This is a genomic window from Bacillota bacterium (assembly GCA_013178125.1).
GTDB lineage: Bacteria > Bacillota > SHA-98 > Ch115 > JABLXJ01 > JABLXL01.
The window spans coordinates 59,984-74,345 of record JABLXJ010000007.1 but is presented as its reverse complement, the minus strand read 5'-3'; the positions used below and the strand labels follow the sequence as shown (position 1 = coordinate 74,345).

Genomic DNA, 14,362 nt, shown 5'->3' with positions numbered 1-14,362 from the left:
TATTCCAAGGCGGCATAGGGCGTTCACTGGACGCTTAGGGTTATAAGTAGTATAATTTGGTTAATTTCCTGCCATAGCATCATTCTCATAATCGAAAGGGCGGACTTTGAAGGGGCGAGCTGTGTGGGTAGCGAGCCCTGTCCATTATGGGGGCTGAATGGGGGCTGGCAATATTACCATGGAAACGTGTGATATTGAGGAAACGTGCGATACTGATATTGGGAATAGAGCAAGATACGAGGCACCCGGGGATGAAGTGGCCAGGGATGAGGCACCCGGCGGCACCGGGATTGAAAGAGTCAAGACGATAAGGCAGAGGGTCATAGCCCTGTCCTGGCCCGCTCTCATCGAGATGATCCTCGTAACCCTCGTCGGGATGGTCGACATGATCATGGTGGGTCGGCTCGGCCCTGCAGCTATTACCGCGGTGGGTCTCACCAATCAACCGATGTTCCTGGCCCTTGCTGTTTTCATGGCCCTCAATGTGGGCACCACGGCCATAGTGGCCCGCGCAATAGGGTCGGGAAGGCCTGATGAGGCGAATGCCACGACCAGGCAATCTATGATTCTCACCTGCATAATGGGGATCGCGTTTTCAGTCCTCGGGTATATGTTGGCCGGGGATATCATTCGCCTGATGGGAGCCGCAGAGGACGTCATGCCCCTTGGGACCAGCTACATGCAATTCATAGCGATGGGTGGGCTTTTCGTCACGCTCTCGATGAGCCTCTCATCGGCCTTAAGGGGGGCGGGGGATACCAGGACCCCGATGCGTATCAATGTCATAGCCAACCTCTTGAACGTGATCGGGAACTACGCGCTTATATACGGGAAGTTGGGCTTTCCGGTGCTCGGGGTGGCCGGCGCCGCCATATCCACAACCTTCTCCAGGTTCGTTGCGTGTGCCATGATCCTGCGAGTCATCTACGGCGGGGGCTCGGTTATCGCCCTGTCCCTGAGGGATAGGTATTCTATCGACCCGGACCTTGTGAAACGGATTTTGAGGATAGGCTTCCCGGCGGCGGTGGAGCAGTTCATCCTCAGGGGCGGGCAGCTGGCGTATGTGAGGATCGTCGCTGGTTTTGGAACCGTCACCTTCGCCGCGCACCAGATCGCCATGAACATTCTCGGCCTTTCCTTCATGCCGGGCCAGGCCTTCAGCGTTGCCGCGACCACGCTCGTCGGTCAGGGGCTGGGCGCGGGGAGCCACGCCTTTGCACAGCGAGCGGCCCTGGAGACCCGGAAGCTCGGCATGATCGTATCGGGCACGATGGCTGCGGGGTTTTTCTTCTTCGGACGCCAGATCGCGGCCCTATACACCAGCGATCCCACTGTTATCGCGAAGACGGCCATGGTCTTGAAGATCATAGGATTGGTTCAGCCCGCCCAGTCCACGCAGTTCATCCTGGCGGGCGGCTTGCGCGGGGCGGGCGACACCAAATGGCCTCTCTATTCGACCTTTATAGGGATTTGGGGCGTGCGGGTGGTCCTGGGCTATATCCTCGCGGTCGTCTTCAGGCTCGAGCTGCTCGGCGCCTGGATAGCTATGGCCGTTGACCAGTGCGTGAGGTCCGCCATAATCTATATGCGCTTCAGGACAGGCGCTTGGAAGAACGAGAGGGTTTGATTGGCCCGTGATATGATTGGTCCGGAGCAGTTTGATTGACCCGGAGCATAGACTGCGAATGGTTGAGGCACCCTAATCTTTGACCGGGATCCGGTGGATCCAGCTGGACCCAGGCCCGGGCGATTGGCGATTGTAGGGGGGCCTCATTTCATATATGGCCATCGGAGAAGTCCTTTATCGAGTCTTGAAGGCAGAGGAAGAGGGCAGGGACATCCTGGAGAGCGCCGCCAAGCAGGGTGAGGCCATGGTGAAGCAGGCGCGTGAGGATGCGCGGTCCCTTGTTGCGCAGGCATCCGAAAGGGCTGACAGGGAAGCTCGGGATCTCGTGTCCGGAGCGCGCCGCGAGGCGGATCAGGCAGCTTCCCGCCTTCGTGAGGAGGCCGCCCGGATGAATGCCATGCTGGAGGAGGGGGCCAGGGCGAGATTGGAGCAGGCCGTTGATATGGTGCTGCACATAGCCTGGTATGGCGGCTCTGCCGGAGAGGCTGTTGGAGGTTCCCCTGGTGCCGCTCCTGGAGATGGAAATGGAGATGGAGATGCGGGGGGAAAAGGGCCGGGGAAGCGGGGCGGTCCCGTTTGAGCGTCAAGGATTTAGCAGCTGCCCAGGCCATTACCCGGGGCCTCTTAGGGAGGCTCATAGGCCCGCAGGGGGTCGACGCCCTCGCAAGGAGCGAGGATGTATCAGCCGCCTTTGCATTCCTCGAGCGGACCCCCTACGGGGGAGCAATGGCGAAGGTGCCAAGGGCGCGGCGGGTCTTTCGCGAGGTCGAGCATGCGCTGCGCCAGAGCCTGATCGATGACGCCATCAGGATATGGCACTTCCTCGGGAGGGCGCACCGCCAGGCCCTCACGCTGCTCATGGCGCGCTATGAGATAACAAACATAAAGGCCGTGTTTGGCGCCATCGAGGGTGGCGAGGATCCCGGGGCGATGAGAGGATTCCTTTTTGAGATGGGCCCCCTCGGGAGGGTTGACGTGGACAGGCTTGTGGAATCCACGAGCGTTGCCGCTCTGGTGGAGGCCCTGAAGGGCTCGCCCTACGGCGAGACCCTCGATCACGCCCTGGACCGATATAGAGCCGAAAAGACCCTTTTCCCTGTAGAGGTGGCGCTTGATTTACAGTATTTCAGAGGCCTCCTGGCTGGCCTCGAGGTGCTTAGTGATGAGGACCGGAGGTCCATGCTTGCCGCTGTAGGTCCAGAAATAGATGCCAGGAATCTCCTGTGGGTGCTACGATACCGGTTCAACTTCGGCCTCGAGCCGGAGGAGATCTTCAACTATATCGCGCCCTCCGGCCTGGAGCTCACCGACGAGATGCTCTGGAAGGTGGCCAGGTCCGAGGATCCGGCTGAGATAGCCTCCGCCCTGCCCCGCGATTTCGGGGCCCTGGTGGAGGAGTCGCGGCGGGGCCGGCAGCTGGATCTCATTCACCTTGACGTTCTCCTGAGGCGGCGTCTATGGCGCAGGGCGTGGAGGGCTATTATCCGGGGCCCTTTCTCGCTTGGCATGGTGGCGGGCTACCTGATAGTCAAGCGGATCGAGCTGGATGAGATTATAACTGTGCTGGAAAGCAGGCGATATGGGATGCCGGACACAGAGATCGCCTCCTTTCTCATCCACCAGGACCAGGGCAGGAAAAGGTGAGACAGCGTGTGGGTGCCTGTAGAGATGAGCTTTATCGGGGCATTAATATTGCGTCGCGACCTCCCGACTGTAACGGCGGCCCTGGGCCGCAGGGCTTCCTTACATATTATTGAAATCAGTGAAATCCGTGATATATACCCCGGAGGCCTGGCGGATAGGCTCACAGACCTGGTAAAGGACAAAGAGCCCCTGGCCAGGCTGTCCGGCCTGGAGAAGAGACTGGCTTCCATCCAGGGGGAGTTTGATGCGGCTCCCCTGAGTTTGCCGGCGGCGGTGGCGCAGACGGGCCGCAGATCTCGTGAATCACATATACACCTGGGGGGCGGGCCGGTGGACCTCGACCCGGTCCGGGTGGCCGGGGATGCGGCCGCGATCCTCGACCGGGAGATCGAGCCGGCCGTGGGGGCCGTCACCGGGAGGGTGAGTGTCTTGAAGGCGAGGAGGGAGCGCAATGAATCCCTGCGCAGGCAACTCGCGGGAATCCAATCGTTGGATATTGACCTCGGAGGGCTCAGGGATCTCGAATTCGTCTATGTGACCATCGGGCACGTGCCGAGGGCGAACCTGGCGCGCCTGGAGGAGAGCCTGAGGGAGATGCCTAGCGTGATTGTTCCCTACTCCTTTACCAGGGACGAGGTGTTTATTGCGGCGGCGACGCTCAGGCACCTGGAGGCGAGGCTCAGAGCCGCTCTCAAGGGGGCATACTTCAAGCCCGTCGAGCTGGGGGAGGAGCTATCCGGCACCCCCCGGGATGCTCTCAGACGCCTCGAGGAGGACGCGCTCGGCCTGGACGGGGTGTTAAAACAGGAGATGAAGAACCTCGCGGCTCTCGGAGAACGATGGGGCAAGACCATCCAGAACCTGCTCGACCGTGTGAGGTTCAACGGGTCTGTGCTGGAGTTTTACACGCATTTCGGCGGCACCGAACAAACGGCCCTCATCTCGGGATTCGTTCCCAGCGATGAGGCGGAGCCGGTGAAACGGGACCTGGAGGAGGCGACCGCAGGCCGGCTGGTGTTCGAGGCGCGGGCGATTCCCCCGGGCGCCGGCACCTCGGGCACGGGGATCACCCCCGGGGGCACCTTCAATGGGCGAAAGCGGCCGTCACCGCTGGTGGCCCCGACGCTGTTGCGGAATCCGGGGTTTTTGAGGCCATTCGAGGGGCTGACCATAACATATGGGCGCCCGCGTTACGGTGAACTCGACCCCACAATGCTCCTTGCCCTCACATATGTATTCATGTTTGGCTTCATGTTTGGCGACCTTGGCCAGGGGCTGGTCATTGTCGCCCTGGGCGCGCTCCTGGCCCTGAGGCCCCCGGGGGCGCTCAGGCAATTCTCGGGTGCATCGAGCTTCCTCCTGTTGTGCGGGCTCTCGGCAAGCATCTTCGGGTTGCTCTATGGAAGCGCCTTCGGGCGGGAGGGCCTTATCCCGGCCATATGGGAGCGCCCGATTGAGAATATAAGCTCTTTTCTGGTTGTTGGGGTTCTATATGGAATCTTCCAGAATACCGCGGGCCTGGTTATCTACTTCATTAATAATCTGAGGCAGGGAAGGGTGTGTGAGGCCGTCCTTGGTGAATTCGGCCTGGCGAGCTCGGCATTTTATTTCTCCCTTCTCGGCGCGGCGTATAGCGCCCTTGTCCCGCGGTCGGCAGCCGGGGTGAGGGCCGGGCTTCTGATAGCGGCGGCATCGCTCGTGGTTCTCATTTTCAGGGAGCCCATAATGAGATGGGTGACGTATGAAGGGCCGCCTGCCGGGACCGGCCGTATTGAACAGGACGGGTGGGTGGAGCCAGGGGCGGGTGCGGGGTGCGCGTCCGGGTCTGGACCCGGTGAGTCGACGGGATTGCTCGCCTCGCTGCTCGGGGTCTTCGATATAGTCCTCAGGCACCTGACAAACAGTATATCTTTTGTGAGGCTCCCGGCGTTTGCAATAGCCCACGTGGCCCTGGGCATAGCGATCTACACTGTTGCGGGATCGATCTCGGGGCTCCCGGGCGGTCGACTCCTGAGCGCAGTTGCCATCGTGCTCGGGAATGCGGGGGTCATAGCGCTTGAAGGGATGATCGTCGGGATCCAGTGCCTGAGATTGGAATTCTACGAGTTCTTTTCGAAGTTCCTCAGCGGGGATGGGGTGCCTTACGATCCCTGGCGACTGGGATTTAAGATAAGAGAGGAGTGAAGCCTGCGTGCAGGACGACGTGCTTATACCCATGGCTGGGAGCGCTGGGAGCGGACAACAGGGCGAGGTGGATGGTAAGGGTAAAGGTAAGGGTAAGGCGGGTAATGGCGCGAGGAGGGGGCGATGGAGGGCCCTTGCGGCCGTCATTGTCGCTATCGTGACCTTGGGGTCCGCGGTAGCCCTTGCGGCCGTCCTCTTTATGGTCAAGAGCTTTCTCCTGCCGGGCCGCGCCCTTGCTGCGCCTGAGGCAGCAGTCGGTGCGGCTGCACCGGGGCTCGGGCTGGTCGCCGCGGCGCTGGCCACAGGCCTCGCGACGCTCGGCGCCGGCTACGCGGTGGGCGTCGCGGGCGCGGCGGCCCTGGGGGCCATAAGCGAGCGACCGGAGACTTTCGGCCGGGCTCTGATCATCGTGGGCCTGGCTGAAGGTATAGCAATATACGGGCTCATAATCTCGATCATGATCCTCGCGAGGATCTGAAGTTGGGGCTGGGGTATCTATCTCGAGCATGGAGTATATACGTCGAGCATGGAGTATATGCGGGGTATATGGTATGAATATCATAGTGATCGGCGACCGTGATACGGTAACGGGTTTCCGCCTGGCCGGGGTCGAGGGGTGGCATGTTGATACCCCCGAGGAGGCGGGTGCGGCGCTCGAGAGGGCCCTGGCCGCCCCGGATGTGGGGCTCATACTCATTACCGAGCGCTGGGCCGCGGCCATGCGTCCAAGAGTTGAAGCGGCGCGCAGGCGGATCATGCCGCTTGTTGTGGAGATACCCGATAGGCGGGGCCCTATTGATGAAGTGAGCCTCACCAGGAAGGTTCATAGCATTATCGGGATTTAAATCAGTGGACAGGGTTCTACATAGCAGGGCATCATATGGGGCCTGAGGCAGCCCCATAATTCTGACGACGCAGGGATGATATGATGATGCTGGTCGATGCCATCTATGAAGAAGCGAGAAGGCGCGCGCAGGAGAAGCTCGACGATGCCAGGCGGGAAGCAGACGCCATCCTGGCCAGGGCCCGGTCCGAGGCCGGGGCCTTGCGCAATGAAAGGCTCAGGATCGCCGAGGAGCGGGCGAGGGCCGAGAGGCGACGAATAGTAGCCGCGGCGGAGCTCGACAACCAGAGGAAGAGCCTGGCCTTCAAAGAAAAGCTGGTTAAAGAGGTGTTTGACGCCGCCCGCCGGCGTCTCGGCGAGATAACCAGCCGCATGGAATACCCGGAGCTTCTGCGGAGGCTGATCGTGGAGGCTGTATCCGCGCTTCCCGGCCAGAAGCTTGTAATCATGGTCCGTAAGGAAGATATCGCCCTGGCGCACGAGGGGCTCCTGCACGAGATAGTCAGCGAGGTCTCGAGGTCCGGCCGGCCGGGGGTTTCCCTGCATATCGAGGAGTGCGACCGTCCGATTTCGGGCGGGTGCATTCTACGGAGTCCCGACGGGCACTCCGTGTTTGACAATTCCTTCGAACGCAGGCTCGAGAGGCAGATTCACTACGCCAGGTTCAAGGTGGCTCAGGTGCTTTTCGCCGGAGATGGGATTGAGGACGAGGATGAGTGATACGCCGGTAGGTATCATAAACAGGATCAGCGGCCCCATAGTCGGCTGCAAGAATGTTACGCGCGCGCGGATGCTCGAGCATGTCTGGGTCGGCCCCGAACGCCTCATGGGGGAGATTATAAGGCTTGAAGGGGAGACGGCCACCGTCCAGGTCTACGAGAATACGGAGGGGCTCAAGCCCGGCGCCGAGGTGTTCGGAACGGGCCAGCTGCTTGCCGTTGATCTCGGGCCCGGGCTCGTCGGCCAGATCTTCGACGGCGTCGAGCGGCCTCTCGAGATGATCCGGGAGAGGCACGGGTCTTTCATAGCCAGGGGCGCAAATGTCCCGCCCCTGAACCCCGACAGGAAATGGAGTGTTTCCATCCTGGTCAAAGCCGGCGACGGGCTGGCCGGCGGCGCCATTGTGGCGACAGTGCAGGAGACATCGGCTATAGAGCACAGGGTCATGCTGCCCCCCGATATCTCCGGGCGGGTTGTGTTTGCTGCCGGCGACGGCGAGTACTCGGTCGATGATGTTATCGCCAGGCTTGACAGTGGGCACGAGGTGCGCTGCCGGACCCGCTGGCCGGTCCGCAGGAGGCGGCCATATGCCAGGAGGCTCGGGCCCTACGTGCCGCTTATGACGGGGCAGCGCGTGATCGATACCTTCTTCCCCATAGCAAAGGGCGGGGTTGCCGCCATCCCCGGCGGGTTTGGGACGGGAAAGACCAGCATGCAACACCAGCTCGCGAAGTGGTCTGATGCCGACATTATTATCTATGTTGGTTGCGGCGAGCGGGGCAACGAGATGACGGAGGTCCTCTCGGATTTCCCCGAGCTGGTGGACCCGAGGACCGGTAAATCCCTGATGGAAAGGACCATACTGATCGCAAATACATCAAATATGCCGGTTGCAGCGCGAGAGGCGAGCATATACACGGGTATAACGATCGCCGAGTACTTCCGGGACATGGGGTATCACGTGGCGATGATGGCGGATTCCACCTCCAGGTGGGCCGAGGCGCTGCGCGAGATTTCGGGGCGGCTGGAGGAGATGCCCGCCGAGGAGGGGTTCCCGCCGTATCTTGCCTCGCGCCTGGCGGAATTCTATGAGCGTGGCGGCCTGGTCGAGACCCTGTCCGGAAGGCAGGGCTCCGTGAGCATAGTGGGCGCCGTCTCGCCGCCGGGAGGGGATTTCTCCGAGCCTGTAACCCAGCATACAAAGAGGTTTGTAAGGTGCTTCTGGGCCCTTGACAAGGAGCTGGCCAATGCCAGGCACTACCCGGCCGTCAACTGGCTCGAGAGCTACAGTGAGTATATAGATGAGCTGGTGGAATGGTGGCAGGGGGGGCCGGGCGACGGGGATGAGGGGGGTGATAGTGATGCCGGTAATGGCAGTGGTGGCAAGGGTAGCAGGAATGACAGTAATGGCAGGGGTAACGCGGGCGACGCGGGCGACGCGAGGGCGTGGGATCCGCGCTGGCGCGAGAGGCGCGACCAGGCCATGGAGATTCTCCAGGAGGAGGACCGGCTCCAGCAGATCGCCAGGCTCGTCGGGGCTGATGCCCTGCCGGATGATCAGAGGCTGGTCTTGAGGGTTGCCGACATGCTCAAGGAGGGCTTCCTCCAGCAAAACGCCCTTGACGATGTGGACAGCTTTTGCCCGGCTGAGAAACAGGCGAAGATGCTGGATATGATCCTGCACTTCTATGAAAGAGCCAGCGCCCTCCTGAGGTCCGGCGTGCCCCTTATAAAGGTCACGGGGTTTCGAACCATATCTGAGATGATGCGCATGAAATCCACGGTGGAGAATGACCACCTCGAGAAGCTCGATGACCTCCGCAGGAGGCTTGACGAGGAGTTCGATCGCGTGGAGAATGAATATCGTTGAGCGGTTAAGCGGTCGAGCAGTTGGGCGCGTAGGTCCTCGCAACGGGTACCGGCAGTTAGTAGCAGGTGCTAGGTTGGTGGTAGTGTATAGGTGGTAGTATATGATAGAAGCACAGGAACGAGAATATCTCGGGACATCCCGGCTCTTCGGCCCCATTCTTGCCGTTGAAGGGGTCAGCGGGGTCGGCCAGGATGAAATGGTGGAGGTCATGGAGCCCGAGGGGCGGGTGAGGCTCGGGCGGGTCCTCGAGGTGTCTGAGGATACAGCTATAGTACAGGTATTCGAGGGCACAGCGGGCCTCATCGCCACGACGACGCGCGTGCGGTTTACTGGCCACCCGCTGCGAATACCCGTATCAAGGGATATGCTCGGGCGGGTATTCGACTACCTGGCGAGGCCCCTCGACGGCGGGCCGGCCCCGATCACAGACGACCTCAGGAGCGTCGAGGGCTCTGCCATCAACCCCACGGCGCGCGAATATCCCCGGGATTATATTCAGACGGGCATATCCGCCATCGACGGCATGAACACCCTCGTGAGGGGGCAGAAGCTCCCAATCTTCTCGGGCTCGGGCCTCCCGCACGATGCGCTTGCCGCCCAGATTGCGCGCCAGGCTAGAGTGAAGGGTCAGGACGAGGAGTTCGCCATAATCTTCGCGGCCATGGGCGTGAAGCACGATACCGCTGAGTTTTTCAGGCGAAGCCTCGAGGAGAGCGGCGTCCTGAGAAATACCATCATGTTCTTGAACCTCGCCGATGACCCGCCCATCGAGCGCCTGGTGACCCCGCGGTCTGCGCTCACGCTGGCTGAATTCCTGGCGTTTGAGGTGGGCATACACGTGCTCGTTATTATGACGGACATGACAAACTACGCGGAAGCCCTGCGCGAGATATCGAGCGTCAGGGGCGAGCTCCCGAGCAGGAAGGGCTATCCTGGCTACCTCTACAGCGACCTGGCCTCCATATATGAGCGGGCGGGCCGCATAAGGAACAAACAGGGCTCGATCACGCAGCTTCCCGTCCTCACCATGCCAAACGATGATATCAACCATCCTGTCCCGGACCTGACGGGATATATCACGGAGGGGCAGATAGTCCTGAGCCGGGATCTCTATCACAAGGGCATCTACCCGCCGATAGATGTGCTTCCCTCGCTATCGAGGTTGATGAAGGACGGCATAGGGGAAGATATGACGAGGGGAGACCACCCCAACGTGGCAAGCCAGCTCTATGCGGCATATTCCCGGGTCAAGGCTGTCCGCTCCCTGGCGTCCGTCATAGGGGAGGAAGAGCTCTCTGAGGTTGATAAGGCATATCTGAAGTTCGGTGAGGAATTTGAGCGGCGGTTTTTGAAGCAGGGGCCCGGTGAGAACCGTTCTATGGAGCAGACGCTGGACCTGGCGTGGCGCACGCTGGCGCTCCTGCCGAGGGACGAGCTCCACCGCGTGAGCCAGGAGCAGATAGAGAACTACATGCCGGGCAGGGATGGCCCTCCAGGCGATGGCCATCGGGGCGCGGAGGGCGATGGTGATGAAGGTGATGGCGATGAGAGTGATGACGATGAGAGTGATGGCGATGGTGACGGCGATGGTGATGGTGATGGCCGGGGGGGGGGTGATGGACCGGTATGGCCAGGCTGCGGGTGCCACCGACGAGGAGCAGTCTCCTGAGAATTCAGAGGGACCTGGATCTCGTGTCCCAGGGGCATGACTTGCTCAAACAGAAGAGGGATGTGCTCCTCATGGAGGTCACCCGGCTTCTCGGGGATGCCGAGGCCCTCCAGCGGGAGGTGCAGCAGAGGCTCGAGAAGGCCTTCGCAGCGCTCAGGCGGGCCAATCTCACCATGGGGACCGAGGCCGTGAGGCGCACCTCCCTCACCGTGAAAAAGACGGGAACCGTGGCGATCAGGCAGCGGAGCATCATGGGCGTGGTTGTGCCGACTATAGATTACAGTGATGAGGAGAAGCTCCTCGACTATAGCTTCTTTGGAACCTCGGCCGGACTTGATGAAAGCAGGCTTGCATTCAAGGAGGCCCTAGAGGTTATCGCGGAGATGGCGGAGACCGTAGTATCGGTCATGCGACTGGCTGAGGAGGCGGCGCGCGCCCAGCGCAGGATAAACGCCCTCGAGAACGTTTTTATTCCCCAATATAAAGAGACCATAGCATTCATCCTGGAAACGCTCGAGGAGCGGGAGAGGGAGGATCTCTACGTGATGAAGCTCGGGAAGGCCAGGGGCGAGCGCCAGGCTGGAGCCGGGGGGAGCCGGGAGGAACCGGCCAGAGGGCGACCAGCTGAGGGAGTGAAGCTGTGACCGGAAGGAGCTGAAAGGAAAAGGAGAAAGGAAGGCGGCGGTTAGGCAGTGCGGTCGCTATTTGACCTCGTAATTGTTCCTGTGGATGGGTCGGACTCTTCGCGTGCGGCTCTCGAGGAGGCCATAAGGGCGGTCGGGGCGTTTGACGGAGGCCTGATAGTAGCGGTGAGCGTCGTGGACGAGGATGTCGTGCTGCAGCTTTCACGGTTTGAGACGCGAGGCAGGGCATACTCCGAGAGGAAGCTCGAAGCCAATAGCATGAGAAATCTAAATATGGCTGAAAAGATGTGCAACGCCGCTGGCGTGAAAATGGAGAAGGTTATCCGCAAGGGCGTGCCCTACCTCGAAATCGTGGAGGAGGCCAGGTCGCGCGATGCAACCCTGATTGTCATGGGGAAGGTGGGCATGCGCGGCCCGAGGAGGATCTTGATCGGAAGCGTCACCGAGCGGGTGATAGAGCACGCCATGTGCCCCGTCCTTGTTACTACTGGTAGGAGCCAACCATCCATCCTGTGAATCTGTAGCAGCTTATAAATATAAATAGCACATCATAACTTGATAGTCGACCTCCGACAGCTAGCATTCGGGTGGCATTCAGGTAGCATCCGGTTAGTATCTGAGTAGCATCTGGTGTCTTGCGCTTACTGGCCAGGAATGGTAAGATAAGTTCAGGCATAAATTGTCAGGGTGGGGTATGAGGGTGGGGTATATGAGAAGGCGAGGCTGGAGGGCTTTCGATGTTTAAATGGACGGACGCGATCCCGAAATGGATCCCGGTATCGAAGCTTCAGGAAATGGCCTTTAACGCCAGTAAGGGCGCGCTCAGGATAGTCGTCATCATCGTGCTGGCAGTTATCCTTGTGAGGCTGAGTGGCACAATGATTGAAACGGTTCTATCCAGGGCTCAGGGCGGCCAGAACGGCAAAAAACCCTATTTCGATGAGAGGAAGCTGAAAACCCTCGGGCCCCTTTTGAAGAGCATAGTGCGTTATGTCATATACTTCTTTGCGGGCATGGCCATTATAGGAGAATTCGGGATCGACACGACGAGTCTTCTCGCCGGGGCGGGCCTGGCCGGCCTGGCGGTCGGGTTTGGAGCGCAGAACCTGGTTCGCGACGTAATCAACGGCTTCTTCATCTTGTTCGAGGACCAGTTCGGCGTGGGCGACTATGTTGCCATCAATGATGTTTCAGGGATCGTCGAGGATATAGGGTTGAGGGTTACGCGAGTGAGGGATTTCGGGGGGCAGCTACATATCGTCCCCAACAGCCAGATCAACAAGGTGACGAACTATATGGGGGCCGCGATGAGGGTCCTGTTTGAGATCGGCATCGCATATGAGACGGATGTCGAGCGAGCGATCAAGCTCCTGAGCGAGGACTTTGAAAAGGCGAAGGTCGAGATCGACGGGATAGTTGAGGGCCCGACCGTGCTTGGCCTCAGTGATTTTGCGGACTCGGCGGTCAAGCTCATGGTCATCGCGAAGACAAAGCCCATGGAGCAGTGGCGTGTCGAGAGGGAGCTGAAGCTCCGCATCAAGCACCTGTTTGACAGGGAGGGAATAGTGATCCCGTATCCGCACCACTATGTGATCTTCGAGCGCGAGGCCCGCTGGGAGAGGGAGAAAGGCGAGGGACCTGGACAGCGTGAGCCGTGGGAGGGGCAGAGCGAGGGCAGGGGGAATGCATGAAATTCAGGATAGGTGACATCGTCCAGATGCGAAAACAGCACCCATGCGGGAGTTTTGAATGGGAGGTCATGCGGGTCGGCGCGGATTTCCGGATAAAGTGCCTCGGCTGCGGCCGCGTCGTGATGCTGCCCCGGGCGAAATTCGAGAGGAGCGTCAAGGCGGTGAAGACCCCTGATGCGCCTGTTGCTCACGACCACGGGATCGAGGGGAATGGAGATGGGGAGGGGGGTGAGGAAGGGTAATGCTCAGGATAGGAATAGTTGGCCTGCCAAATGCCGGCAAGTCCACCCTTTTCAACGCGCTTACGAGGGCGGGCGCCCAGGTGGCGAGCTACCCATTCACCACTATCGATCCCAATGTTGGGGTAGTGGAGGTGCCGGATGAACGGCTCGCGGTCATCGCCGGAATTGTCAAACCCGAGAAGGTCACGCCGGCGACGATTGAGTTTGTAGATATCGCCGGCCTGGTGAAAGGTGCGAGCCGGGGCGAGGGCCTGGGGAACAGGTTTCTCGCGCATATCCGGGAGGTCGACGCCATAGCCCATGTTGTGCGTTGCTTCTGTGACCGAGACGTTCCCCATGTTGCAGGCGAGCCTGACCCCGTGAGGGATATCGAAACCATAAACCTCGAGCTCATCCTCGCAGACCTCGAGACCCTCGAGAAACGCATCGAACGCACATCGCGAATGCTCAAGAGCGGCGAGAAGGAATACAAGGAGGAGATGGAGCTCCTCATGCGGGTGAGGGACGCCCTGAACGCCGGGCGGCCTGCCCGGCTCGTGAACATGACAGAGGAGGAACGCAGCCGGCTCGAGAGCCTTTTTTTGTTGACGATGAAGCCTGTTATCTATGTGGCCAACATAGATGAGGGCGAAGTTGGTAATGCTTATGTCCGGGGCCCTGGCCTTGCCTGGGACCTCGGCGGGGCTGCCCCCGTCATTCCGGTGAGCGCCAAGGTAGAGGCCGAGGTTGCCGAGCTCGCGGAGGCAGACCCGGATGGTGCCAGGGAGTATCTTAATATGCTGGGCCTTACAGAATCAGGCTTAAACCGCCTTGTGAGGGCGGCATATGAGAGTTTGGACCTGATAACGTTCTTTACAACCAGGGGAATCGAGGTCCGGGCCTGGACGGTCCACCGCGGTGCGACGGCCCCGCGGGCCGCGGGCAAGGTGCACAGCGACATGGAGCGCGGATTCATAAAGGCCGAGGTTGTGAGCTATGATGACCTGGTCAGGGCGGGGTCCATGGCCGCGGCGCGCGAAGAGGGGCTTGTAAGGACCGAGGGCAAGGAGTATATCGTGCAGGACGGGGACGTTATGTTATTTCGCTTCAATGTCTAGCCGATAATTGAATAATCGAACCGGCCCCGGGTTTTGGTTTAATTGAGGCGATCCCGGGTTTGATTGGTCCGGGTTTGGTCGGCCTGGGTCGAGGCGGCCGCTGCTGGTTTCACCCATTTTGCTGCCGATT

At 60.4% G+C, this 14,362-nt stretch carries 14 protein-coding genes; all 14 read left to right on the top strand.

Features of this window, described 5'->3' with window-relative positions; all coding sequences use genetic code 11:
- Positions 1-178: 178 nt before the first annotated feature.
- The 14 genes from HPY71_07905 to ychF all read left to right on the top strand — a co-directional run bounded on the left by HPY71_07905 (position 179) and on the right by ychF (position 14,232).
- Entirely contained in the window at positions 179-1,627 is a 1,449-nt protein-coding gene (locus HPY71_07905; GenBank protein ID NPV53433.1) for an MATE family efflux transporter, read from the top strand.
- 154 nt (positions 1,628-1,781) lie between these two features.
- A complete protein-coding gene (locus HPY71_07900) occupies positions 1,782-2,207 on the top strand; it encodes a hypothetical protein (protein NPV53432.1) in 426 nt (141 codons plus the stop codon).
- Positions 2,204-3,271 carry a V-type ATPase subunit gene (locus HPY71_07895; GenBank protein NPV53431.1) on the top strand — a complete coding sequence of 356 codons (1,068 nt, stop codon included), beginning with the start codon at positions 2,204-2,206 and terminating at the stop codon, positions 3,269-3,271. The genes HPY71_07900 and HPY71_07895 overlap by 4 nt, the downstream gene beginning before the upstream one ends.
- A 24-nt stretch (positions 3,272-3,295) precedes the next feature.
- Positions 3,296-5,455, top strand: a complete 2,160-nt coding sequence (locus HPY71_07890; protein NPV53430.1) for a hypothetical protein — start codon at positions 3,296-3,298, stop codon at positions 5,453-5,455.
- A 31-nt stretch (positions 5,456-5,486) separates the two neighbouring features.
- Complete coding sequence (locus tag HPY71_07885; protein NPV53429.1) at positions 5,487-5,933, top strand: ATPase; 447 nt, start codon at positions 5,487-5,489, stop codon at positions 5,931-5,933.
- Positions 5,934-6,006: 73 nt separating this feature from the next.
- Positions 6,007-6,300, top strand: a complete 294-nt coding sequence (locus HPY71_07880) for a hypothetical protein (protein ID NPV53428.1) — start codon at positions 6,007-6,009, stop codon at positions 6,298-6,300.
- An 80-nt stretch (positions 6,301-6,380) separates the two neighbouring features.
- Entirely contained in the window at positions 6,381-7,019 is a 639-nt protein-coding gene (locus HPY71_07875; GenBank protein NPV53427.1) for a hypothetical protein, read from the top strand.
- Positions 7,012-8,889: a V-type ATP synthase subunit A gene (locus HPY71_07870; GenBank protein NPV53426.1), complete on the top strand. Its 1,878-nt coding sequence runs from the start codon at positions 7,012-7,014 to the stop codon at positions 8,887-8,889. Before HPY71_07875 ends, HPY71_07870 begins: the two co-directional genes overlap by 8 nt.
- A gap of 100 nt (positions 8,890-8,989) precedes the next feature.
- A complete protein-coding gene (locus tag HPY71_07865) occupies positions 8,990-10,558 on the top strand; it encodes a V-type ATP synthase subunit B (GenBank protein NPV53425.1) in 1,569 nt (522 codons plus the stop codon).
- Positions 10,516-11,202: a V-type ATP synthase subunit D gene (locus HPY71_07860; protein ID NPV53424.1), complete on the top strand. Its 687-nt coding sequence runs from the start codon at positions 10,516-10,518 to the stop codon at positions 11,200-11,202. Before HPY71_07865 ends, HPY71_07860 begins: the two co-directional genes overlap by 43 nt.
- 48 nt (positions 11,203-11,250) lie before the next feature.
- On the top strand, positions 11,251-11,718 hold the full coding sequence (locus HPY71_07855; GenBank protein NPV53423.1) for a universal stress protein: 468 nt from the start codon (positions 11,251-11,253) through the stop codon (positions 11,716-11,718).
- A gap of 221 nt (positions 11,719-11,939) precedes the next feature.
- Positions 11,940-12,893: a mechanosensitive ion channel family protein gene (locus tag HPY71_07850; protein ID NPV53422.1), complete on the top strand. Its 954-nt coding sequence runs from the start codon at positions 11,940-11,942 to the stop codon at positions 12,891-12,893.
- Entirely contained in the window at positions 12,890-13,135 is a 246-nt protein-coding gene (locus HPY71_07845; GenBank protein NPV53421.1) for a DUF951 domain-containing protein, read from the top strand. The genes HPY71_07850 and HPY71_07845 overlap by 4 nt, the downstream gene beginning before the upstream one ends.
- Positions 13,135-14,232, top strand: a complete 1,098-nt coding sequence (ychF, locus tag HPY71_07840) for a redox-regulated ATPase YchF (protein ID NPV53420.1) — start codon at positions 13,135-13,137, stop codon at positions 14,230-14,232. The genes HPY71_07845 and ychF overlap by 1 nt, the downstream gene beginning before the upstream one ends.
- Positions 14,233-14,362 lie beyond the last annotated feature (130 nt).